General features: G+C 49.6%; 22 protein-coding genes and 1 pseudogene. 4 read left to right on the top strand and 19 right to left on the bottom strand.

The annotated features are described in order from the left end of the window. Positions 1–69: 69 nt before the first annotated feature. Together AC506A_RS03760 and AC506A_RS03755 are read right to left on the bottom strand one after the other, a co-directional pair. Entirely contained in the window at positions 70–963 is an 894-nt protein-coding gene (locus tag AC506A_RS03760; protein WP_495459632.1) for a polysaccharide deacetylase family protein, read from the bottom strand. Between the two features lie 12 nt (positions 964–975). Continuing rightward, positions 976–1,842, bottom strand: coding sequence for a LysR family transcriptional regulator (locus AC506A_RS03755; protein ID WP_495459631.1), 867 nt, complete (start codon positions 1,840–1,842; stop codon positions 976–978). Positions 1,843–1,951: 109 nt separating this feature from the next. Between AC506A_RS03755 and dapA the strand changes: the two genes are divergently transcribed. Next, complete coding sequence (gene dapA / locus AC506A_RS03750) at positions 1,952–2,836, top strand: 4-hydroxy-tetrahydrodipicolinate synthase (protein ID WP_495459630.1); 885 nt, start codon at positions 1,952–1,954, stop codon at positions 2,834–2,836. A 10-nt stretch (positions 2,837–2,846) separates the two neighbouring features. Here the strand turns inward: dapA and AC506A_RS03745 are convergent, their stop codons facing one another. Further along, positions 2,847–3,584: a WecB/TagA/CpsF family glycosyltransferase gene (locus tag AC506A_RS03745; protein WP_495459629.1), complete on the bottom strand. Its 738-nt coding sequence runs from the start codon at positions 3,582–3,584 to the stop codon at positions 2,847–2,849. A gap of 147 nt (positions 3,585–3,731) precedes the next feature. Between AC506A_RS03745 and AC506A_RS03740 the strand changes: the two genes are divergently transcribed. Beyond that, positions 3,732–4,454: an SDR family oxidoreductase gene (locus AC506A_RS03740; protein ID WP_495459628.1), complete on the top strand. Its 723-nt coding sequence runs from the start codon at positions 3,732–3,734 to the stop codon at positions 4,452–4,454. Between the two features lie 25 nt (positions 4,455–4,479). Further along, entirely contained in the window at positions 4,480–5,121 is a 642-nt protein-coding gene (locus AC506A_RS03735; RefSeq protein WP_495459627.1) for a ThuA domain-containing protein, read from the top strand. Positions 5,122–5,230: 109 nt separating this feature from the next. Here AC506A_RS03735 and AC506A_RS03730 read toward each other — a convergent pair whose 3' ends face one another. The 6 genes and pseudogenes from AC506A_RS03730 to AC506A_RS03705 all read right to left on the bottom strand — a co-directional run. Next, on the bottom strand, positions 5,231–5,914 hold the full coding sequence (locus tag AC506A_RS03730; RefSeq protein WP_495459626.1) for an ABC transporter permease: 684 nt from the start codon (positions 5,912–5,914) through the stop codon (positions 5,231–5,233). Then, positions 5,883–6,833: an ABC transporter ATP-binding protein gene (locus AC506A_RS03725; RefSeq protein ID WP_495459625.1), complete on the bottom strand. Its 951-nt coding sequence runs from the start codon at positions 6,831–6,833 to the stop codon at positions 5,883–5,885. The genes AC506A_RS03730 and AC506A_RS03725 overlap by 32 nt, the downstream gene beginning before the upstream one ends. A 19-nt stretch (positions 6,834–6,852) precedes the next feature. Beyond that, positions 6,853–7,794 (bottom strand): sensor histidine kinase, encoded by a 942-nt coding sequence (locus AC506A_RS03720; RefSeq protein WP_495459624.1) that lies wholly within the window; start codon positions 7,792–7,794, stop codon positions 6,853–6,855. Further along, a complete protein-coding gene (locus AC506A_RS03715; protein ID WP_495459623.1) occupies positions 7,784–8,497 on the bottom strand; it encodes a response regulator transcription factor in 714 nt (237 codons plus the stop codon). Before AC506A_RS03715 ends, AC506A_RS03720 begins: the two co-directional genes overlap by 11 nt. A 76-nt stretch (positions 8,498–8,573) precedes the next feature. Continuing rightward, entirely contained in the window at positions 8,574–9,353 is a 780-nt protein-coding gene (locus AC506A_RS03710; RefSeq protein ID WP_495459622.1) for a DUF2705 family protein, read from the bottom strand. A 129-nt stretch (positions 9,354–9,482) separates the two neighbouring features. Next, a pseudogene (locus AC506A_RS03705) lies at positions 9,483–10,095 on the bottom strand (ABC transporter ATP-binding protein); the annotation flags it as partial. Positions 10,096–10,385: 290 nt separating this feature from the next. Here AC506A_RS03705 and AC506A_RS03700 point away from each other — a divergent pair. Then, positions 10,386–10,547 carry a hypothetical protein gene (locus AC506A_RS03700; RefSeq protein WP_495459621.1) on the top strand — a complete coding sequence of 54 codons (162 nt, stop codon included), beginning with the start codon at positions 10,386–10,388 and terminating at the stop codon, positions 10,545–10,547. A gap of 365 nt (positions 10,548–10,912) precedes the next feature. Here the strand turns inward: AC506A_RS03700 and AC506A_RS03695 are convergent, their stop codons facing one another. The 10 genes from AC506A_RS03695 to AC506A_RS03650 all read right to left on the bottom strand — a co-directional run bounded on the left by AC506A_RS03695 (position 10,913) and on the right by AC506A_RS03650 (position 23,071). Continuing rightward, positions 10,913–12,268, bottom strand: coding sequence for a glycosyltransferase family 2 protein (locus AC506A_RS03695; protein WP_495459620.1), 1,356 nt, complete (start codon positions 12,266–12,268; stop codon positions 10,913–10,915). A gap of 19 nt (positions 12,269–12,287) precedes the next feature. After that, positions 12,288–12,995, bottom strand: a complete 708-nt coding sequence (locus AC506A_RS03690) for a glycosyltransferase (protein ID WP_495459619.1) — start codon at positions 12,993–12,995, stop codon at positions 12,288–12,290. 19 nt (positions 12,996–13,014) lie between these two features. After that, on the bottom strand, positions 13,015–14,097 hold the full coding sequence (locus tag AC506A_RS03685; protein WP_495459618.1) for a glycosyltransferase family 2 protein: 1,083 nt from the start codon (positions 14,095–14,097) through the stop codon (positions 13,015–13,017). A gap of 162 nt (positions 14,098–14,259) precedes the next feature. Further along, positions 14,260–15,075 (bottom strand): GNAT family N-acetyltransferase, encoded by an 816-nt coding sequence (locus AC506A_RS03680; RefSeq protein ID WP_495459617.1) that lies wholly within the window; start codon positions 15,073–15,075, stop codon positions 14,260–14,262. A gap of 193 nt (positions 15,076–15,268) precedes the next feature. Continuing rightward, positions 15,269–17,050: an AAA family ATPase gene (locus AC506A_RS03675; protein WP_495459616.1), complete on the bottom strand. Its 1,782-nt coding sequence runs from the start codon at positions 17,048–17,050 to the stop codon at positions 15,269–15,271. 261 nt (positions 17,051–17,311) lie between these two features. Beyond that, positions 17,312–18,124: an AAC(3) family N-acetyltransferase gene (locus AC506A_RS03670; protein WP_495459615.1), complete on the bottom strand. Its 813-nt coding sequence runs from the start codon at positions 18,122–18,124 to the stop codon at positions 17,312–17,314. Beyond that, a complete protein-coding gene (locus tag AC506A_RS03665; protein ID WP_495459614.1) occupies positions 18,114–19,010 on the bottom strand; it encodes a proline iminopeptidase-family hydrolase in 897 nt (298 codons plus the stop codon). Before AC506A_RS03665 ends, AC506A_RS03670 begins: the two co-directional genes overlap by 11 nt. 95 nt (positions 19,011–19,105) lie before the next feature. Continuing rightward, on the bottom strand, positions 19,106–19,654 hold the full coding sequence (locus AC506A_RS03660; protein WP_495459613.1) for a QcrA and Rieske domain-containing protein: 549 nt from the start codon (positions 19,652–19,654) through the stop codon (positions 19,106–19,108). 140 nt (positions 19,655–19,794) lie between these two features. Then, the gene (locus AC506A_RS03655; protein ID WP_495459612.1) at positions 19,795–21,081 is read right to left on the bottom strand and encodes an alpha-L-fucosidase; all 1,287 of its coding nucleotides are present in this window, start codon (positions 21,079–21,081) and stop codon (positions 19,795–19,797) included. Between the two features lie 4 nt (positions 21,082–21,085). Then, complete coding sequence (locus tag AC506A_RS03650) at positions 21,086–23,071, bottom strand: right-handed parallel beta-helix repeat-containing protein (RefSeq protein WP_495459611.1); 1,986 nt, start codon at positions 23,069–23,071, stop codon at positions 21,086–21,088. Positions 23,072–23,075: the final 4 nt, after the last annotated feature.

Raw genomic sequence — 23,075 nt, 5'->3', positions numbered from 1 at the left:
TGTCTACGAGCAGCCTGCCCTTGTTGGCAGGCTGTTCTTTGTTGCATGGAGATGGAAGAAATCCATTCCTTACTGACTTCTCTGCAAATCTCTTATCTCTTTCCAAGAAACCAGATGAATGCCTTCTCTTGTCATGTGACGTCTGACATCAACATCCATTAACAATCGATATTCATTTTCCCTATCACGTGCACAGGATGTGAGCGTTTCCACCTCAGGCGTTTGGAATGAAGGGTGAACTGTCCATTGCGTGACGCCTGGCTTTAGATGGTCTATAAGCTTCATTAGCTGATCCTTCGTTTGATCGTAACCCATCGATTCATCGATGCAGTACGGCAAAGAGATCAAGTCGTTGATAAGCACGATCCCCCGCTGCCGAGCCGTATCTATCCTCGCCTGAAACATCATCCGCAGCTCCGAAGTGATCATAGGCTGTTCTAGGATGCGTGTCGGCAGGTTAAAAGGAAGTCGGTACTTCTCGCATAAATCAAACACAATCGCTAAGAAATCACGCCCTCCCGCAAGTCCCATAATCGTACCGCCATGACTGTCCAAATGGGTCGGGTCGATGCCAAGAGATAGCGCAAGCTGTATCTGCGCATCTAGCTCGCTGCGAACTTCATCCGGCTCGGCATGCTGCCCGATGTATGAATCGTCATTATGAAAATAACCATCGGCAGTCACTAAACTGGACAAGCTTCCTGCTTCATACACAGGTCGATATCGATGTGTCTTCTCGCTGGATAAAGTGAGATGAATGCCAATATGACTTTTGTCATCCTGGATGCATAGTTGAGCTGCCTCTTTCGCACCTGGACATGGCATCATGATAGAAGCCGATGTTATGGCGCGGCTGGCAAACAGTTTCAAGACAGCCTCATTCGTCCCCCTCGTAATACCCAAATCATCCGCATTGATCATTAACAATCGATCCCCAGCTGCAAAACCTAACTTGTGAAGCACTCCAGTCACCTCCTAGTGCAACATTTTGATAAAGTCTTGTAAGGCATGAGAAATCCATTTCTTCGGGTGAAGGATTAACTGCAGGTCCAGCCTGATATCTGCATGAACGAAAGGCAGAACCTTCAGCTCCCCGCGTTCGATCTCTTCTTGCACAGCCATTCGAGGCAGCAAAGCGATGCCTGAGCCAGCTTTTAAGCAGCGCTTGATCGCTTCCGGGTTGCCGAGCTCTAAACCAACACGATACGAAATGCCTTGCTCTTGCAAAACCCGTTCCAGCATAACCCGATAATTGCAGCTGGGCTCGGACATCAGCCACTCCGCGTCTTGAAGCTGTTCTAGGTTAACGACTTCAACCGCTGTATACGGATGATCTGCGCCTGTTACCAGAACAAGCGGCTCCTCCCTTATCGCCGTCCAGGTTAGCGGAGTATGAGCTGGCTTGTTTTCCAGCAAAAGGCCAAGATCATACTCCCCTTCTCGCACCTTCTCCACAATAGCAGCTTCGCGATCCGGCTGAATTCGAATCGTAAGAGCCGGGTACTGCTGCCTCATATGCTGAATAAATGGCGGGAGATAATAGGATGCCAGCGAGTCGATCGTCCCGATCGTCAAGGTTCCCCCGCCTTGAACGGCCAGCATTCCTTTCGATTGTTCGAATAAATTCAGCATCTGAACGGAGATCTTAAGCAGCTCTTCTCCTGCCAAGGTCAACCGCAATCCTCGGCCAAACCGTTCAAACAGCTTTACCCCGTACATTTGCTCCAGCTTCTGGATTTGCATCGTAACGCTGGACTGCGCATAACCTAGTTCTCCCGCTGCTTTCGTATAACTCTGATGGAATGCAACCTCGCGAAAGGTCTGGAAATAGGTAAGATCCATGTTGTCACCACTTCAAAATTATTGATAACGCTCATCACTTATTATAGATAACTGTGATGCGAAAGAACATGTTAAAGTGATAGCAACGAGACTTGAGGAGGATGCTGTCATGCTGAACGAACGTGATTTAACCGGAACATTCGTGCCTACGATTACTCCATTCTTGCCGACAGATGAGCTGGATCTGGAATCCTACCAGCGCTATCTGGCGAATTTACTGCAACATAACATTCAAGGTCTAGTCATTAATGGTACCACCGGCGAAGCCCCGACAGTGACATGGGATGAAGTGGAAGCGATCTATGCAGTGACTAAACAGACGATGACCCGCTGCAACCGAGAGCTGCCTATCATTGTCGGTACAGGAACGAACAGCACCAGCTCCACTGTGCAGCGAACCGAATTAGCCGCTGAATTAGGCGCAGATGCCGTCCTCATCGTAACTCCGTATTATAGCCGTCCTTCGCAAGAAGGCGTCATTGCGCATTTCCATAGAGCAGCCGAAGTCGGAATTCCAGTTATTGCATACGAAGTCCCGACTCGCACAGGGCTGCAGTTAACATCGGAAACGGTTCGGAGCGTCTTTGATTTACAGCGCGTAATTGGCTTGAAAGACAGTACTAGCAGCACGCAGCTCCTTACCCGGCTTGTACAATCCGATGCGAAACCGATCCTCTGCGGCAATGATCAAACGTACTTGGATATGTTAGCTCACGGAGCATCCGGAGGGATATTAGCATCGGCGAATGTTCGGACCGATCTGTTTGTGCAATTATTCCAGCATTTTACCCAGGGAGATATGACTGAAGCGCAAAGTCTGTTTCATTCGCTCTCTCCATGGATACATGCCCTGTTTCAAGAGACTAATCCCGCTCCGCTCAAATGGGTACTGGCTGAGCAAGGCCTTCTAGAATCACCTTCGCTGCGACTGCCCATGAGTCCGATCAGCGCCAATTTAGCTCAACAATTGAACAATCTACTGCTGCAGAGCTAATGCCGCAGTCTTAACGCTTGTCCTTATACATCAGTGCCCGAATTGCAAAACGCGGCAAAATCAGCTGTCTGCGCCATCTGGACGGTTGATTAAGCAGCCGGTACAGCCACTCCATATTCAACTTCTGCCAGATCGCCGGTGCCCGCTTCACGGTCCCGGCGATGATGTCTAAGCTGCCGCCGACACCAATGGCAATCCTCGCATTAAGCTTACTCTTATAGCGGTGAATCAGCCGCTCCGATCTAGGCGCTCCTAACGCAACAACCAAGATATCTGGACTCAGCCTCTCAATCTCCGCAATAATGCGCTCCTCTTCCTGTTCTCCATAGAAACCATGCTGTCTTCCGATCACTTTAGCACCGGGATAGCTCCGATCAATCTCTTTCGCCGCTAATGTATTGGTCTCTTCACTTGCGCCAAGCAAGTAATACGTTCTGGCAATCGGACCCCTGGACTGCAGCAGCTTCAGAAGCAGATCGCAGCCGGTAACGCGTTCAGGAAGTGGATTTCCCTTCAGTTTAGCAACCATTACAACGCCGATGCCATCCGCTGTAAGTAAACCCGCTTCATCAACGATGCTGCGAAGCTGCGAATCATGCTGGCAGGACATTGTAATTTCTGGATTAAGGGTAACAACATGAAATAATTCAGTTCGTCGTTCGTCTATAACCTGATCAATAATGGCGATTGTTTCATTCATCGTTAGTTTAGGAACCGGAATGCCCATAATGCCCGAATAGGTTGTCAATTGTACAGCCACCTTTTGCCTACAAGTTAGAATTCGCTTACATATCCAATATTACCCTTTAGCGGCAGCCTGAAAAAGAGTAAAATGGAAATGGGTTCGATAATTCCCATTACTACTACTCGATCGCACAAGGAGATGGCTGCTTAGATGAAACGATATGCCTTCGTAACAGGCGCCGATCGCGGACTTGGCTTTGCTCTTGTGAAAGGACTGCTTCAAGAACAATATCACGTCATCGCAGGTCACTATTTGGAACAAAGTCCGCAGCTCGAGCTGTTGGCGTCCGAACTTCAAGATTCGCTCAGCTTGGTGCAGCTGGACGTCTCGAGTGATCAAAGCGTGGCCGAAGCGGCAGTACAAATAGCCGCCATCACGGACACCTTGGATCTGGTGCTCAATAATGCCGGGATATTAGGCGATATTCAAGCGACAATTATGGATCCGCTTCCATTTGCCGACATGCAGCAGGTGTACAATGTCAACACGCTCGGACCGCTGCGCGTTACCAACGCACTTGCTCCGCTAGTACTTCGCAGCGAAGCTAAGCTGTTCGTCACGATTTCCTCAGAAGCCGGCAGCATTGCCGATTGCGAGCGTACAAGCTGGTTTGGCTATTGCATGTCGAAGACAGCGCTGAATATGCAAGGCGCACTTATCCATAACGAAGTGAAACAGGTAGGCGGGCAAGTCCTACTCCTCCATCCCGGCTGGGTTCAGTCCTATATGAGTGGTACATTAAATACCGAAGCTACCCTCACGGCAGATCAGTCTGCAGCTCATATCATCGAACGTATCCGTGAGCTAAAACATAATGAACCGTCCGATAAGCCGCTGTACAGAGACTACTTAGGAAATGAAATGCCTTGGTGAGAACTAGAAAGCGAGGGATGTTGCGATGACTACAAGGAAGCATGTGCTCGTGCTTGGCGATAATGCGAGGGCGCCTTACCACCCGCTGATCAACATTCAAGATGAGCTCTCCGCCATTCTTGGCGAGGAACAGTATGAGATCAGTTACACCGATAATTACAACACGCTCGATGCCGATATTTTGCATGCATGCGATCTGTTTATCTCCTACACGGACTGTTGGAGTACACCAATTGAAACGGATCAAGCCGCTTCTCTGATGCAATTTGTACATCAAGGAGGCAGCTTGCTGGTCATCCATAACGGAATATCCCTTCAGTCCCGTCCAGAATGCGTGGAGCTCATCGGTGCGCGCTTTACCGGCCACCCCGACTATCAAAGCCTTGAATTTCACTTCTCCAGAGAGGAGCATCCGGTCACACTTGGCGCCCAGCCCTTCTCCCTTGAAGAAGAACCGTATATGTTCGAGTTCCATCCGGCAAGCGTCGTCAACGTGCTGATGGAATATTCGCTGGAGGGCCAACGTTATCCAGCCGCATGGACCGCTAACCGTGGAAAAGGCCGGCTGGTTTACCTAATGCCCGGACATCATAAGCCGTCTTTCCTGCATCCGACTTGCCGTCAATTGATCCGCAATAGCGCGGATTGGCTGACAGGATCGCTATAATCCGTCTAACACAAGACGAGCCGGTGGGTACTCGCTCGCTAATTGACCGTCGAAACGAACGATCACGCGACGAGCGCTCCCCTCCGGCTCCCTTCTTTCCCGTACTCCCCTATAACTCACCACTCCGCCTTACCCCGAAATAAGCCATCAACGAGCCAACTCCAACGCTACATGCAGCCAATATCGACATCGATTGCAGACTCTCATACAGGACAACGTTATTAAGAACGACCATCCCCGAATTGGAGATGATAAACGAACTGATGATCAGCGCGGGCATCGTCTTCCGAAGCATGCCGAAGAACAGCGGAGCCAGTGACAATCCCGCAGCTATAACAGCGAGGATCATGATTCGAAGTGCTTCCTGTAAGAGCCGCTCTCTCGTTAGCGCCTCTGTAATATAGTGATAATGAGAATTGGCAAGCAGCAGTGCGCCAGATACGGCAAGATGCCCGATGATAACAGTCAGAAACGTCCAGAGGCCGATAATAATCAATTTGGCAGCGAAGATCATATTGCGAGGCACCGGATACACGAACAGAATCGTCACTGTTTTGTTGCGATATTCATCGATGACCATTCTCGACATGAGCACAGATGCGAAGATTACAAACGTAATGCCCACGTAATTCATAATGCTTTGAAATGCACGATCATACGATTTAACCTCATTATTAGGTATGTCGCTGCCTACCACCCAAAGCGCCAGTATCAGAATGGTAACCACAGCAGAGAGCAGCAGTCCACGCCAACGCGTCTTCTTAAGCTCGAGCTTGATCAGCTTCCATAACATGCCCGCCGCCTCCTTCGATCAATCCGAGGAAGTACTCTTCCAGCGAACGTGACTTCTTATTCAGCGCCTCAACGCCAACGTCGTGCTGTACAAGCAGCCGATTCAGTTCAACGGGTGTTACGCCGGAATCATAGATGCGAATCGCCCCTTGACCCATCACTTTATAGTTGGCGATGGACAGCTTGTCTTCAAGGACAAGTACCGCTCGCTTGCTATCCGTAACCGTTACTTCCACGTATTCACTCTGCCTTTCTCTTACCCGCTCCATGGACACTTCTTCGATCAGCCGCCCATGATTGATCACGCCAATCGTATCCGCCAACTGCTCGATTTCCTGCAAAATATGACTGGAGATCAGCAGGGTCATCCCGTACTCCTTGCTCAGCATCCGAAACAGATCCCGCAGCTCTCTGATTCCGGACGGATCCATGCCATTGACCGGCTCATCGAGAATGAGCAGCTCCGGTTTCGTGCATATCGCACGTGCAATGCCAAGCCGCTGCTTCATGCCAAGCGAGAAATCTCTGACCGGCTTTCCCCGCTCAACTCCGGATAAACCAGTAAGCTCCAGTGCGTTTGCGATTGCAGCTTTGTCATAGTAGCCCATATACTCGCAATGCAGCTCCATATTGGCATTAGCGGACAGATGATCATAGAAGATCGGATATTCAATAATACTTCCCATACGCTTCATCCACTCATACGAGCCCGCTTTCAGCTTCTCGCCAAACAGCTCAATTTCGCCGCTTGTCGGTTGTACAAGTCCTGTCACCATGCGCATAACGGTCGTTTTGCCTGCTCCGTTCGGTCCGAGAAACCCGTAGATCTCACCTTTCCGTACGTTCATGTTAACTCCTGAGACGACCTCTTTCTTCTTATAGGTCTTTGATAGCTGCTTCGTTTGTAGAATCATGCTCATGTCTGTCTTCCCCCCTTCGTTAGAAGCGGAATTTCGTGAACCGGACCGTGAATACCGTCTTCTCATCCGGAATACTCTTTAGCGAAATTTCTGCTTCCATCAGCTCTACAAGCCGTTTCGTAATCGTTAAACCAAGTCCGCTTCCTTGATGCGATTGATTTCTGGAATCCGACAGCGTATACAGCCGCTCGAAAACATGGGCTTGTTCCTGCTGCCGAATCCCCTTCCCTCTATCCCATACCTCAATGAGCACTTGGTCTCCTTGCTGCTTTAACGTAATTCCAACTACACCGCCATCTTGTCCGTAACGGATGGCATTGGATAGTAGATTATGGAGTACGCGGCCAATCGCGTCTTCATTCGCATAGACATAGATCGGCTCTTCCGGGATGTCAGCCTCGACTTGCAGTCCATGCGCCTCGATTTCCTCATAATAGAACAGGATGCTGCTGCTACATGAACTGCTTAGGTTAATTTTGGACAGCGGAACAGGTCGATCGCCGGATTCCAGCCTAGCCAAATCGAAGAATTGATTCGTTAAATTGATGATATCAAGCGTTTTCTCATGAACCTTAAGTGAGAGCCTGCGATGCTCGCCAGGATCTTCCGAAGCGCCTTGTGCCATCGTTTCAGTCAGCCCGAGAACTACGGTCAGCGGTGTCTTCAGGTCATGCGACATGTTGGCGATCATTTTCTTCAGCGCATTCTCCATCCGGATGTAGTCTGACTTCGTTTTCCGATTGGCATCAAGAAGTCGGTTAACAGCAATAAGCAGCTCTTGAACCTGCCTTCCCTCCGTATGCCGAAGCACTTTCTCCGTGGAATCTTGTTCAATAATGGCATTTAGTTTGTACTGCACATAGCGAAGATCACGAGTGAGGTCCGTTCGACGTTTTAACAGAATGACAACGAGCACAAGCAGAATCAGGACGAGTCCAGCTAGAACAAGATCAAGCATCATGCTGGAACTCCCCCATTTTGTAACCGATACCCCAAACTGTCTTAATGTATTTCGGGCTCGCAGGCTCATCCTCAATCTTCTCCCGAAGCCGTGATATATGAACCTGGATCGCATTCACATCGTTAAAATAATCGTCATTCCACACCGCACGGTAGATTTGTTCCTTGGAAAAGGCTCGTTTCGGATATGTCATCAACAGCTTCAGAATCAGCAACTCTTTGGCTGTTAGATTGATAGGCTGATCGCGTTTCGTCACCAGATGCTCCTCGGAATGAAGTGTCAGTTCATGAACGCGAAGCACCTGCTGCGGTGCGGTAACGGACGCGGTACTCGCATATTGCGATGCCCTTCTCAGCGCGGCTTTCACCCTGGCTGTCAGCTCTATCAGCGAGAACGGCTTAGACAAATAATCATCCGCGCCAAAACCAAGCCCAAGCGCCTTATCCACATCGCTGTCTTTGGCAGAGAGGATCAAGACCGGAACGGTACTTCTTCCCCGCACGTGACGCAGTACTTCCATGCCATCGACGCCGGGCAGCATCAGATCAAGTAGGATTAGCTGATACGTTTCAATGGCCAGCAGACGAAGCGCCTCTTCCCCATCTGCCGCATGGCGAATAACAAAGCCTTCTTTCGTCAAATGCTGCCGGACCATATCTGCAATCGCGTAATCATCCTCAATAAGTAAAAGTTGACTTTGCATGCTGCTACCACCTTGGTTATTAGTTGCTACCAGTATACCGTTTTCTGCCATTCGATGAACAGAGCAAGCGGCTTCGTCAGTTCGCGACATCGCGCTTTGCGAATACATACCAAGCGAGTGCAGCGAATACAGCCGTATATCCCGTTAGAATAAGCAGTGAGAAGGTCAGTGTCATGTCGCTGAGAAACGGTCTGCCTGCGGTATACGAGTATAAATCCAAGTTGGCAAACATCAGATATTTCGTCCAGCCGAATGATTTCAGCATATAGGCAAGCTGCGGACCGCTCAGCAGGAAGAAGATTGAAACCCCGATAGCGACTGCACTAGAACGAAGAACAGATGAGATCATGAAAGCGAAGGTTGCCATGACAACAAGTTCAATAACGCCGTAGAAGGCTGCCTTGAGCACGTTACCTGCGTCTGGTGCAGTTTCGCCAGCTCCGAAACCGAATAATAAGCCACCAGCGATAAAAGCGGTAATCACCATGAGCAGAGCGAGCGAAAGTCCGAATAAAAGCACTGCTGCGTATTTAGCCAGCAATATTTGCGATCTGCTATAAGGTCGAATAAGCAGCAGCTTTATGGTGCCGCCGGAAAATTCTGATGCGACAATCCCTGCCGCAACGATGATCGTAAATAAGGTCACAATATCGATCAGATTTGGCACTGCTGTAAGCGTAAGGTCAAGAAATTCCCAAACATGACTCATCTGAATCTCCTGCTCGCTCGAGTAGTAACAAAGCAGTCCGGCAGCAATGACCATGATAGGAACGAGAAGAACCATAATCCAAGTACCCGTCCGCGTATAAAGTTTAGCCAGCTCGTTAACGAGCAGTTTGCGTAATTGTCGTAGCATCGCTTTCGCCCTCCGTTAGCTGCATATATTTCTCTTCTAAGGTTTGTGGCATCTTAGACTGATCTGCTGACGCACCTGCAAGATCCTCCAACGCAAAGGTCGCACGCAGATGGCCATCCATCACAACGCCGAATCGATCACACAGCTGCTCCATTTCGGCGAGCAGATGTGACGACACCATTACGGCAATGCCATCTTCATGTGCGAGTCTGCGAACAAGCTGCCTCATCTCACGGATGCCTGCGGGGTCAAGGCCGTTGGTCGGCTCATCGAGAATAAGTACGGCCGGCTCATGCAGCAGTGCTTGTGCGATGCCAAGTCGCTGGCGCATGCCAAGCGAATAGGTTTTTACTTTGTCATGGATGCGGGAAGTTAGTCCGACAAGTGCGACAACCTCCTCCATCCGACTTTGCGTAATCCCATCGCCCATGCGGGCATATTGCTTCAAATTTTGCATGCCTGTGAGATGCTTGTAGAGCTCAGGATTCTCCACGATTGCACCAACATGCCGTATAGCTTGCTTAAACTGTCTTCGAATACTGCTGCCGCCAATTCGAACATCGCCATCGCTCATCTCGATTAAGCCTACCATCATGCGGATCGTTGTTGTTTTACCAGCGCCATTGGGACCGAGTAAACCAAAGACTTCGCCGCGGTTCAATTGAAAGCTGAGCTGATGAACAATTGTTTTTCCACGTATTTGCTTCGTTAGATTACTTACTTCAACAATAGGTTCGTTCATTGCTTGTTCCCTCCACCACTCATTCATTGTTCTAATCGTAATGGAGAAACCATACCTGACCCTTTCCCAAATGTTACGAAAGTCTTTCGAACTGCTCCGCAGTCGGCCGAACAAAAAGGATCGCTCCACTCATAAACTATCATCAAAATACGAACGATCGACCGTAAAGGAGTGTGAACGTTTGAACCGTTTGCCTCCGTCCGACCTCGTATCACGATTTATTCTTGACAGTGATCCGTATTCCAGTGATTTCGTTTTTCCGCTTCCGAGCACTTGGTGGAGCCGGCCTTATGAATATCAGTGGTGTTCGTTATTTGCCGGAGCCGAGGACACTGTACTGGATGCCGCATGAGATCGATACGGCGCTGCCGCAGCATGCTCTTTACACCGATCAATGGGGCGGCTTGTCCTGTTTCCGGCTGTTATTAAAGAAGCGAACAACCTCTTGCTAACAAAAAGGCGACGCTTACCGCCATATGCGGTGCACGTCGCCTTTATATCAAATCAAATCGGAATCCTACCCATAAGCGTCACTACGGTTCGTTAGATTCGCACAGAAAACGCTAACGAATCGTACAGCCCTTATTTCCCCATTAATGGCACCGAAAATATTCTAACGAATCGTAGGAGCTCTAATTGACGATTTTGGAGGTGTTGGGAGCCGATTATCACCAAATAAGGCCGCTACGATTCGTTAGATTCTCGAAGCTCTGAATTTCGGCCAAATAAGGCCTCTACGATTCGTTAGCTTTCGCGGAATACAAGATGAGATGCGAGATGCAGCATTTTGAAAATATCTCAAAAGAGGACATTCTATTCAATCATGCTGCGTGTCTATCCCCTTTAACGCTTCTGTAAAGTAAGCTTTGTTATACAAAATAGAGGGATGATCCGGTTTATAGGAGTAAGCGAGTTCATTGTGGCGATTGCCTGCCTCTAACAACCCCAAACGGTCATAACACAGGCTCAGCTGCAAATGAGGGAGCCATGTGCAATACTTGCTCCATATTTCAAAGGGTACTTCCTGCTCATTCATGTTCGCAGCAGCGGTGTAGGCTTCAATGGCCTGCTGCCATTCCTTCCTTTCTACATATACGGCTCCGAGTTGGCAGCAGCATTCTGGCAGCGGAACTCCAAAAACGAGTGCACGGTGCAGTGATCTTAATTGATTAAGCTGATTCCCCCGTTTCTCCCAGCATGCTGCCTGGCTAATGGCTGCGCCAGCCATTTGCTCAGGCGATCCACTCTCCTCCTCCAAATAAGCTTCATATTGCACGACAGCTAAATCATAGCATTCCTGCTGCTCCAGCCATTTCGCATTGCCCAGTCGATCCCGCACCGTTCTGTGCCCATTTGCCTTAAAGGCTTCTAGTCCGGCTAAATTGGCTTCTCGATAGATATGATAAGCTGGATAATGAGTATCTACATGTAATGGAAAACCCATGGCGGCCGCCCGAATACAGAAGTGTCGATCCTCCCCCCAGAAATTGAGGTTTGGAATTTTCGCAAAGCGAAGACCGGCAAGAAGCGCTTGGCGACTGATCAAGGTGCATGCGCCTAAACCGCCTACTTCATAAACCCCAGGTATCCAAAGCCGCTCCAAGAACTGCTGCGTGCGGGCTGTAATTTCAGCAGGCAGCAGATGTTCCTCTCGCTTCTTATCGTATAAGACATATTCATCCGACAACCACACCTGCGGGAGCTCCATCCCGCTTTGCTGCCATTTCGTCCAGAATACATTCGAGACTACATCACACTGCGCTTGGACAAGCTGCTCCAACGTCCCGGGATGAAGGACCAAATCAGAATCGATCAGAAAGATATAGTCGAACCGCTGCTCAATCGCCTTTCGGATCATATAGTCCTTCATTTCAGCGACCTTCCAAATCAAATCCTCTTTCCAATAATGAGTATTCTCATCCTTGTAGTAGATTGGATTACCGGAGGCTGGCGAGTTGAGACTCATGTACGGCAGAAGCTCGATATGGCCTGCCTTCTGTTGAAACTCCTGTAGGAGGAGGCTCGACGCCGGATCCTGATTATCGTCGATAAACAAATAATGAACGATGATTTCGTTCTTCTCCAGCCCCAGCAGCGACTCCAGAAATGGCTCCAAAATAACCCTGACCTGATTGACAGGACTGGCGATCAGCACACGTTTCTTCGTCAACACGTTCTAGTCTCCATTCCTATTATTCCGTCCATGCCTGAAGCAGAGGTGCCGGGTCGAGAATGGAATCATACTGCTCCTTCCACCCGTATCTGGCACCCGGATCAAGACGCATATACCTCTCATACTTGTACTGTCGGTCTTCCGGAGTCGCCCAGCCGTAATGCTTCAACCTAGCCTCATGGATGCCAAAAGGAAATTCGAGCACATTCAGCGGAAAACGTCCACAGTGCTGCGGTGTTTCTTTCCATCTATAGACCACGTCTGGCCGGTATCTTACTAGGAACGGCCGATAGAAGAGATGTGCCTGCCAGCAGCGGTCTTCCCGGTAATGCGTTTCACTCCACATATCGTATAAACGGAAACCAAATGTATCGACCGCATGCTGATTAACCAGCGCAGGCACATAATCACGCATATTGGCCTCGAAGATTTCATCGGCGTCCAGATTCAAGATCCACTCTGGATTCGTAGCTGTCGTTTCTTCCCATTGCCGCTTGCGAAGCTCGATTTCATTGCTGAACTCCGATCGTTCGTTCGTTACGATTTTGAGCGGTAAACCCGCCAACATCTCCTGACAAATCGCAACGGTTTCGTCGTCGCTGCAATCATCAATGATGACCGCCGCATCAATAAATTCGCGATGCTGCAGGAGCGCTTGTCGCAAATATCGTCCTGCTTCGTTCCGTACAACCATGGAAAGTGTTATTCGCCCATGTCTCTCTGTCACTCGTCACTGCCCCCTTCGTTTAAGCTGTACCTCCTAGCTTACGAACCTCTGCAAAATAATTGCGATTATACAATAAACTCGGATGTGTCGGGTTAAACGTCAGTGCAGTCTCATTATGGGCATAGGCGGTCTCATACTGCCCCAGTCTGTCGTAACATAAACAGAGCTGCAGATGTGGATACCACGTCGACATCGCTGCATTCACCATTCCCATCGTCGCCGGTTGGGGCACTTCAGTTGCTTGGCGATACCAGTAAATAGCGGTCTCGTAGTGTTTCTCCTCCAAGAAATAAGCCCCTATCGCACAGGACACGTCGGGTCGCGGACGCTCATAATGGAGCGCGCGAGTAAGTGAGTTGAATTGCATTTCCTTGTTTGCTAATCGTTGATAACACTCCGACATTTTGAGGCAAGCCTGAATGTTATCCTCAATCCATCCTTGTCCGGACTTCAGCATCTTGTCATAATAAACGACGGCTTCTGCATCCATGCTATGATCACGCAGCTCGTTGGCAAAGTAATACAAGTCACGAATGGAGAATTCTTCGCCTGCCGCTTGCCGTTTCTGATAAATTTTCAGATTCCGATCGGTGTACGTTTTCTCCTTCTTATGCGTGACGCAAACATCACTATCCAGCACCGGTCCCCAAGCATTTAAATACTCGTGAACAGGCCCGATCCACTGGAAATTGCATTCCCTACGCACAAGTCGATTGCGCCTTAAACTGGACGTTACGTTGCCGGCATTATCGAACCCTAAATTGTAAGGCATCGTCACTCTATCAACTGAAGTCGTTAATGCATGCTTCAGCAGTTTGAAGCGGATCCGATCTTCTTCTTCAATGGTGTCATCGGCATCCAGCCACAATACATAATCCTTAGTTGCTGTCTGAAAAGCGAAGTTACGAGCAGCAGCAAAATCATCAATCCACTCAAAATCATAAATATGTTCCGTAAACTTCCGAGCAATTGGCTTCGTACGGTCGGCGGATCCCGTATCTATGATGTTGATTTCATCCACAAGATCATGGATCGATAATAGGCATCGTTCCAGTGCCAGCTCTTCGTCACGCACGATCATACAAAGGCTTATCGTAACCATTTGTCCGCGCTGCTTCCCCCTTTAATCAGCCAAAATAGCTTCCTTACTCCTTATTTATAACTATGCTGCTATCTTGGCAGTTGTTAGGGCGCAACTCTATAAAAAAAGACACCTCGTTCATCCATTAATAGGATTCGAGGTGTCTTTCTTAAATTCAACCATTCAGTTCGGACTAAATCCAATATCTGAAATTTGCCCGTTTGGCATGAAGCCGATGTTTCGATATATTTTGTTGGAATCCGGATTGCGCACATCAGCATAAAGCATCGGTATTAGCCCCTCTTGAATCAACTGCTCGGAAACTGCGGCCACAACTGCACTCGCATACCCTTTCTTCCGAAATCGCAGCGGCGTGAACACGGCGTTGATACGTCCGTGTCTCGGCGATCGATGGGCAATGTTTGCCATCGACACCACTTCACCTTGCTTGCGCCACAGATAAAGCCCGCCAGCGTTGATATACCGCTTCGCCGACTCGATCTGACTCTCCGGTTCAACTTTTTTTCCATGTGCGTCTTCCGAGAATCCGGCGAGAAACAATGCAACGACGTCAACATCTTGCTGCGCCGCGAGACCCGCGTCCCCCTTGACATGCGATGGCATGTTTACCAATGGACAATGATACGCTTCCATCGTCATTTGAGTGGTATACCGAAGATTGTTCGCCCTGGAATATTCAATTGCAAAAGGATATGCAGTGTGTGGCGCGCCGGAAATGCCAGGCAGCAAATGACCATCCAGATGATTGACCAACCCTTGAAGCAGCCGCTTCTCTTCATCTCCGGCTAGCGTTCTTGGTGTCCACAACCAACCGTTATTCCCCATCGATTGCGCAAATAAGAGTTGACCATCTACGGAACGTATGCATAACGAGTCTTCTATCGCTGTAATGCGATAAAGCAGATTGTATTGGACTTCATCGTGAACAAACGAAGGCTCCCCCAAATACTTGTCATTTTGACCCCATCTCACAAACATGATTGCCCTCCTTGACATTTACGTTCCCGCCAAGCAACTTGCATCGTATTGCACGATGAGCTTAGATTATTAATTCGAGTTTAAATCCGACTTATCCTTTGTCTTTTTCACTCCTATTTCGATCTTTACCGACACAAATAAAGCAGCGGCTGCACTTAAGCAGCCACTGCTTCTAATCGACAATCTTTCAGTCTCAAGACTCTTCCGGTTTCTCCGTATCGCCATCCTCTTCCGTAACTTCCTTCTCTTCTTCCACAACTTCTTCCTCTGACTCCTCTGCTGCCTCAACTTCTTTAATCTTAGACGGCTGGTCGAATATGATCGTCCGAATAATCGACGGTTCCGGCCTGTTCTGACCATAGAGCCTAATATAGATTTGCTCGATTTCCTCGCCGGTCAAGTCATCCTGATTCAGCAGTTCTTCTGCGATCGTATCCACAAATTCCGTATGATCCGATACGAGTTTCTTCACTTGATTCATCATATCTTTAAGCAGCTCGTTGATTTTCGGCCGCAGCGACCGGAGCGCATCCGCTTGGGAACCGACAGCCAGGAAGCTGAACAATTCATCGCCCATACCAACTGCACCCAAATAAGCACCCGCCATATTCGTGGCCTGCTGCAAATCGGAGGTCACGCCGTTTAACTTCTTCCCTAAGAACAGCTCTTCAACCGCCCTAGCTGCCAAACAGACCTGAATACTGGCCAAAATCTCGCTGTCGCTCCGGTTATACCGCTCATGCGTCGGCTTGGTGGCAGCAAGACCGAGCGCATTCCCGCGCCGAACGATCGTTACTTTCCATACCCGATCGTGCGGCTTCAGCAAATACTGGGCAACCGCATGACCCGCCTCATGGTAAGCCACGTTTCGTTTCTCATCGGGACGCATGGAGCGCAGCGGCTGTTTAAGTCCCCACTCATACGTCTCCATTGCAACGCGGAAATCCGGATATTCGGCGACAAAGACACCGCGCTGATGAGCGATGACGACAGCTTCATTGACGATATGCTTAATTTGAGCCGGGCTGTACCCAATTGTATCCAAGGCTGCCTTCTCCGGCGTAAGGGAAGAATCATGTTTCACTTTCTTGAGATAGTATTGGAAGACGTCCACACGGCCGTCGTAATCCGGCGTATCGATCCAAAGCTGGCGATCGAACCGTCCCGGCCTCAGCAGCGCGGAGTCGAGAACATCCGGCAAGTTCGTCGCTGCGACCGTAAGCACGGCCGGTCGATCCGCTTTCTTGCGGCGCAGCCCGAGCATACGCATCATTTTCGCAATTCTCGTATTATCGATATTAGGCGGATCCATTTGCAGGAGCAGCTCATTGAGGAGCCCCGAACCGCCGCCCATCCCCATCATCCCGCCCATTGCGCCTGCGCCGGATTGGCGTTTCATGCCGATGGCGTCAATTTCGTCGATGAAGATGATGCACGCACCGTACATTTTGGCAAGCTTTCGAGCCTTCTTATAAATACGCATGACTTTGAGGTTACCGACCCCAAAGAACATGTTTTGGAAGCTCGGTGCCGATGCGTAAGCGAAGGGAACCTGTGCCTCATTCGCAATAACTTGAGCCAAGTAGGATTTACCTGTACCCGGTGGACCGCAAAGCAGGAATCCCCGGATCGCTTCTCCTCCCATCTCCTTGAACTCTTTAACCCCCTTGAGCAGGATTACAATCCGCTTCGCATTCTCTACAATTTCGGGATTCCCTCGGTAATCGTCCCAGGTGGCGCCGGTCTCGCCGGGCAGAATCCAATAGGTTCTTCCCCTGGCAAGGAACCAGAATAGGGCTGCGAATTGCACGATCATGAACATCATAGCGAAGACCAGCTGGAATAGGAGACTGACTATGCTCAGCGTAATCCCCCAGACTTGGGGCCCTCCTGACCACACCAACACGCCAATGATGACGATGACGGTGAGCCTTATGAGGAATTTGCGCCACTTGATCCACTGATAACTCCTCATGGCTACACTTCCTTTTCACACAAAATGTGCTCGCTCGTAATGATTGCGATACTCATTTTTACTTAGTAATATTTGAAAATATGCGTGGAATAAAGAGAAGAAAGTCCCCCGCATGCATCTGTAATATAAATGAAATACTAGAAAACCTGACATCGAAAAATAGAACGGGAACGGTAAAATAAGCTGCTTGGACACACGCGCAAAACCCCCTATCCACTTATGGATAGGGGGGAAATGGGGTTCAAATCCGCTTAGCCTTGATTACTGTTTCCGGAAGCTAGTAAGCCAGTGTATACCGAAATCAACAAGCTCTCGCTGCGACATCAGCTTAACTTCAGCCTCTCCCAGGAGAGCCGACTTCATAGAGGCACCGGCATGTGTATCAAAGGCTGCGCCTAGCTCAGCAAAATCATCCGAATTGATGTTAATATCCGGGAAGGTCACCCATTCTCTGACGCCATCAATCTCAATCGGCGCTCCTTGCGTAACTTCGCTCTTACCCGGGTAGATCGCCCGATACTCGGATAAATGCAGCGAAGTATTATTGCCATGTCCAACGCCCAGCAGCAGTACATAAGCGCCGCATTCGTATAATTTAGCAAGTGGAGAATGCTCTCCAAGAGCGAAGGCTAGCAAATGGTTCTCTATAATAAACGCTGCCCGCGGTCCACGTGCTGCGAATGATACTTGTGGATGCTGGCTGCGCAGCGTTCCATCCTGCTTGCGGAAGCATTCCACCAGTTGACCCATACCCCGCGTTACCGTCAGATCCGGGGAGAAAGCAGGCATCTCTTCCCGAATGGTTTGCCACCAGTCCTGCGGTACCGGAGGATTTGCCCAAAGAGCGGGATCGGATAAATCCCCGCTGTGCGTCGGCATAACCAGTGTACCTTCTTCTCCAATGGCATCCTCTAGTCCCAGTACGACAGCTTCGGCGCCGCCGACGATCCATCGATTGAATGACTTAAGCGAGGAATGAACGAGTAAGGTCATTCCCGGTGTTACACCTATTTGCGTCAATGCTTGAGCAATAGATGCGCGAGTCAGTGGAAACTCCGTTTCATTAATGACCATGATTGCTATCCTTGTCCTCTGCCTCGCGAATAAACTGACGAACCACTTGCAAGTAGGCGTCCGTCTCTTCTAAATACCCCATATGCGAGCTTTCCTCGAATACATGCAGCTTCGCGCCTGGAACGAGGGATTGATAATACTGCGTCGCCTCAGGAGTCGCTTCATCAAATCTGCCGCAAACAAACAACGTCGGAGCGTTGATTTCATGAAGCTGTGCCGTGACATCATAGGTCTTCAAGCTGCCGGTCGGACAAAATTCTGATGGCCCCCACATGGACAGATAAACCTCTTTGTTCCCTTTCGGCCTGCTCTCTGCCATAATAGCCGGCCAAGGATCGAGTCTGCACACATGCCGATTGTAGTAAGCCTTAATGGCTTCCCCATATTCTTCGGTGTCCGTAGTCCCTTCCGCCTCATGGCGTGCTATTATCTGCTGAGAAGCTTCCGGCAGCTGCGCAAGCAAACGGTCCGCATCCTGTTTCCAACGAAGCGCACTTAAGCATGGGCTGGACAAAATCAAGCTTCTGATGCCTCTTGGCTTACGCTGTATGAAATAGGACGATGCCAGCATCGTTCCCCACGAATGCCCAAGTAAATGCATATCATCCAGATGGAGCGCTTCGCGTATGCATGCGAGTTCTTCTACGAATCGTTCGGTATTCCATAATGATGGGTCCTCGGGTCGATCGGAATTGCCAGAGCCAAGCTGGTCATAGAAAATTACCGGCCGCTCATCCGCTAAAGCGCTTAGCACGGACTTGAGCGGATCATGCACATTACCAGGTCCGCCATGCAGCACGACTAACGGCGTTTTCCCTGTGTCACCAACTCGCACATACCAGACCCTTCCGCCAGGTACTTCAATATATCCTTCTTGATTAGCCACGTTAATTTCCTCCTAAATTGCATAGCGCGCTTTCATGAATGCCGCGCTCTTAAATCCTACCTGATTCAAGTGGCAGACCGCAATATGTAACGTAACTATGCTTCTTCCTGCATCATCGGTTTCATAATATCGATATACACGTTGCCGTCAATAATAATCGGTTCATATAAATCAAGGCCTCTAGTTACGACAAAGATGGCATTTCCAACTTGGTCAAACTGAGCACCGTGGCAGGGACATTGAAAGTAAAGCGATTTGTCCTTTGCCGCACTCTTCTGCTCTGCAGTAGCAGGTGCGATCGTACATCCGAGGTGGGTGCAAGCCGGCGACATGATACGCACCTTTCTCTCCGCATCTCTAGCCACATAGACAAATCCCTTCAGCGGCTTGGTATTCCATGCATCGACGTAGGTGGCTTCGTATTCTATTTTCGTGACACTATTTAATGACATTAACCAGTTGAATTCACCCAGCAGCGCATAGTTCTGCGGCAAAGGTTCCTTACCTGCACTTCGATGCTTGATCGCCCCGTAATAGAACAAGCCGCTCGTCCCTGCCAATACACCAACTACTCCTATGGCAAGTTTGCCAGTATTACCGATAAATGCTCTCCGCGTTATTTTGTTAGGTTTAATCTCGTCCATAACAATCACCTCCACTTCTTCCATATTACCCCACTCTATTATGAAAAAGAAGAACAGCATTGCTGCCGAAGACCCCCTCGCTCCTTGCTCAAGCGGGCTCTCCAACTGCAACACTGCTCTACATGAAGTAATTAATGTAGTTAATCATCTAACGCATTATCCAACAATTCAAGCTCCACTACCGTATTGATGTCATCCGGGAGCGATGCGCCACTGAAGATAATAAAGGCATCATGTGGATATTCCCAGGCATTCCACGGTGTTTCTACTTTGATCTCCGTACCGTCTGCGAGCAGACGGGCGCGCTTGATCTTGCCATTCAAACCGCGGAAGTTAATCGGCCCCATGCCTCGATCATAAATATGAGCGTATAAGTATTTGCCATTCTGCGTATAACGACCCCACTCCGGTTTCTCCAGCTTGGCGGGACCGCTGCCATATAGGCTGCTGCCGTTGTCATCCATCCACCGGCCGACTTCGGCTAAGATCTCGAGTGATTGCCGTGGGATTTCTCCTTTCGCGTTAGGTCCGACATTAAGCAGCAGGTTGCCGCCTTTGCTCACGCATTCGACCAGCCCGCGAATGACGGTCTTCGGCGACTTGTAGTTGTTGTCACCTGCGCAATAGCCCCAATGATCGTTCAGCGTAATACACGCCTCCCAAGGAATCGGCTCGCCTGCCTCATTCACAACACCTTCCGGCGGCAGAAGCTGCTCCGGACTCATAAAATCTCCGGCGTACACTTCAGGTTCTGCCGATTTCTTATCGCCGCCTAAACGGTTATCGATCACGATGTCCGGCTGCAAGCTGCGCATCATCTGTACGAGCTCGGTCGCCTTCCATTTCTCTCCCGTCATGTCATCATAGGAGAAGTCGAACCACATGACGTCAATGGTCCCGTAATTCGTAAGCAGTTCTTTGACTTGTCCGTGCATGTAGGTAAGATAACGGTCAAATTCGATGCGATGATCTCGATAGTCTTCGTTATCACGCATAGGATGAATTTTGTCCCCAAAGTGCGGATAGTCTTCGTGATGCCAATCGATGATGGAATAATAAAGCCCAACGCGAAGCCCCTCCGAGCGGAAGGCTTCTATATATTCACGGATCAAATCCCTGCCTGCCGGGGTATTGGTAGCTTTGTAATCCGTCAGCTTACTATCGAACAAGCAGAAGCCATCATGATGTTTTGCCGTCATAACCGCATACTTCATTCCTGCTGCTTTAGCAGCCTTGGCCCATTCTTTCGGGTTATATTTAATAGGGTTAAATTCCTCGAAGAACGGCTCATAATCCGCTGCGGACAGCTTCTCCAGGCTGCGTACCCATTCACCTCGCGCCGGTATCGCATAGAGCCCCCAGTGGATAAACATGCCGAATCGATCGTCCATAAACCATTTCATATGTGGTGCAACGGTGCTTGCCATCTCGCTACGACCTCTCTCCGTCATCATTTTGTTCGCTGTTGAATTGTTTATATACCTCAATAAATCGCCCGTCACAGCCTACATCAACAAAAGATAACGGACGGATTCCGAGTGACCTTGCCATTGAACTCGCATCGTACGAAAACTCCCCTGCAGAGGGTCCTGTTAACAAGGGGTCAGCAAATACGTTACCGTCTTCCTCTTGCAGTTCATATTCATGAATGGCCTTATAATGAAAATATCGCTTGAATCGTCTCGAATGAATCCGGCTAACCAACATATTGTTCTGAAAGGATATGATCCCATCCGACGAGGAGAATGTGCTCATATACGGATGCGAGTCATATTCCTCCGATATCATACCTTCCGGATTCCCCTGCGGGGTATGGATTTCAATCGCACCTGCTAGGAGAATATTCCGTTCGAAAATGGTGCCGGATGAATTCAAGACCGAGACGATCTGCAGCCCTTGATCCATAAATATATTGTTCTCGAATCGGCAATCACGCGTCATATGACTGAGCATAGGAACACCGAGATTCACCGCCAAATTGCCTTGCACGGAACAATTCGTACATTTCTCATCTAAGTAGTACGCATATCTGCGAATCTTCTCGGATGAGTTCGTCTTAGCAAACACCGCATTTCCGCTTACGGTCACGTTGTCGCTATACCAGCAAATATAAATCGCGGAGCCGTCCTTCATAAATTGCATCGTGTTATACAATAAATTCCCGTTGATCACCGTATTCGGGCTGCTGCTTGCGATCCCGCTGTAAGGCGTATTATAAATTTCGTTGTGGGCGATGGTATGCCCCGTACCATCACTGTTGACGGCGATCGAACTCTGATACGACAGCCCAATATCATGGATGCGTGAACGCTCCAGCCGAACACCTTCGCCTTTCCACTTCAGGCCGCCCGCTCCGGTGTGATGGATATGGCATTCGTGCAGGCGGATGTCATTACCGCTCAGATTGAAAGCCCAACCGCCCGTATTCCGTACGGTTACGCCTTCAAATATGATCCTTTCAACCTCTTCACCGTGGATGGCGGCACTCACGGAAATCGCCCCGAAACCTCCTGCTGAGAGTGGCGAAGCCGCACACGCGAAGGTTAGTCCTTCAAACCGAAGATCATGTGCACCCGGCCCCAGATAGAGGATATGCTCCTTCGAAGGAACAATGAGCTGCATGCGGTCCATTTCCTCGCCGGGCAGCGGCCAATAGAACAGCTTCTCGTTCGTTCGATCTAAGTACCACTGCCCCGGCTGCCTCAAGCCCTCGCGCACATTCCAAATCACATAGGTTCGCGCATTGTCATTGCGTTCATAGAATGCACCCGGAGGATGTCCAGGCGCATATAAGAACTGAATTTCGGATTCATCGCCTTCTGATCGAACAGCTGCAACGCCAAGAAGCGATTCATCCCATTCGTGATAAAGGGTTAGCTCCGCATTACGAGCATCAAGCCACTCTGCTACATCCTCTCGCTTCACGCGTAACGACATCATTTCTTCTTCTGTCGGCGGGCGCTTCCATCCGCCCGCGAAAGTGGACAGCCATTCCACCTGAAATTCGTTCAAGTGACGGAATGCGCCTTGCTCAGGCAGGCGCGAGCGCTGCCGATACTTTCCATCCACTTCAATCAGCCGAAAATCCAGCTCACGATCATGCACCCCGGCAATCGGTGCCGTGATCCAATCACCTTCCCGCTGCCAAGTCGTGATCGGGGAGCCGCCGAACAGAATCGGATGTTCATCCGGATAGGCTGCAATCTGAAGCCCCGCATCTTCCTTGCTGAGCGTCAAGCTGACATCGTAATAATGTCCTCCGCGCATGAGAATGCGTTTCGCATCAGCTTCGGACCTCATTGCTCTTGTGCGATTCAGCGCTTCAACTAGCGTCCCTAACGGCTGCTCCTTCGTACCGGAATTGGAATCCAGCCCATTGGGCGCGACATATAGGGTCTCCGTCTTCGTAGTAGTCAAACCG

This window comes from Paenibacillus sp. N22P23 (genome assembly GCF_059383735.1).
Note: the sequence above shows the minus strand (reverse complement) of the source record. Positions and strands in the feature narration are given on the sequence as shown.

Coding starts and splice junctions, on each gene's coding strand:
- AC506A_RS03755 (WP_495459631.1), bottom strand. CDS start 1,842: ATGGATCTTACCTATTTCCAGACCTTTCGCGAGGTTGCATTCCATCAG.
- dapA (WP_495459630.1), top strand. CDS start 1,952: ATGCTGAACGAACGTGATTTAACCGGAACATTCGTGCCTACGATTACT.
- AC506A_RS03740 (WP_495459628.1), top strand. CDS start 3,732: ATGAAACGATATGCCTTCGTAACAGGCGCCGATCGCGGACTTGGCTTT.
- AC506A_RS03735 (WP_495459627.1), top strand. CDS start 4,480: ATGACTACAAGGAAGCATGTGCTCGTGCTTGGCGATAATGCGAGGGCG.
- AC506A_RS03730 (WP_495459626.1), bottom strand. CDS start 5,914: ATGTTATGGAAGCTGATCAAGCTCGAGCTTAAGAAGACGCGTTGGCGT.
- AC506A_RS03725 (WP_495459625.1), bottom strand. CDS start 6,833: ATGAGCATGATTCTACAAACGAAGCAGCTATCAAAGACCTATAAGAAG.
- AC506A_RS03720 (WP_495459624.1), bottom strand. CDS start 7,794: ATGATGCTTGATCTTGTTCTAGCTGGACTCGTCCTGATTCTGCTTGTG.
- AC506A_RS03715 (WP_495459623.1), bottom strand. CDS start 8,497: ATGCAAAGTCAACTTTTACTTATTGAGGATGATTACGCGATTGCAGAT.
- AC506A_RS03710 (WP_495459622.1), bottom strand. CDS start 9,353: ATGCTACGACAATTACGCAAACTGCTCGTTAACGAGCTGGCTAAACTT.
- AC506A_RS03700 (WP_495459621.1), top strand. CDS start 10,386: ATGAATATCAGTGGTGTTCGTTATTTGCCGGAGCCGAGGACACTGTAC.
- AC506A_RS03685 (WP_495459618.1), bottom strand. CDS start 14,097: ATGGTTACGATAAGCCTTTGTATGATCGTGCGTGACGAAGAGCTGGCA.
- AC506A_RS03680 (WP_495459617.1), bottom strand. CDS start 15,075: ATGTTTGTGAGATGGGGTCAAAATGACAAGTATTTGGGGGAGCCTTCG.
- AC506A_RS03675 (WP_495459616.1), bottom strand. CDS start 17,050: ATGAGGAGTTATCAGTGGATCAAGTGGCGCAAATTCCTCATAAGGCTC.
- AC506A_RS03670 (WP_495459615.1), bottom strand. CDS start 18,124: ATGGTCATTAATGAAACGGAGTTTCCACTGACTCGCGCATCTATTGCT.
- AC506A_RS03660 (WP_495459613.1), bottom strand. CDS start 19,654: ATGGACGAGATTAAACCTAACAAAATAACGCGGAGAGCATTTATCGGT.
- AC506A_RS03655 (WP_495459612.1), bottom strand. CDS start 21,081: ATGGCAAGCACCGTTGCACCACATATGAAATGGTTTATGGACGATCGA.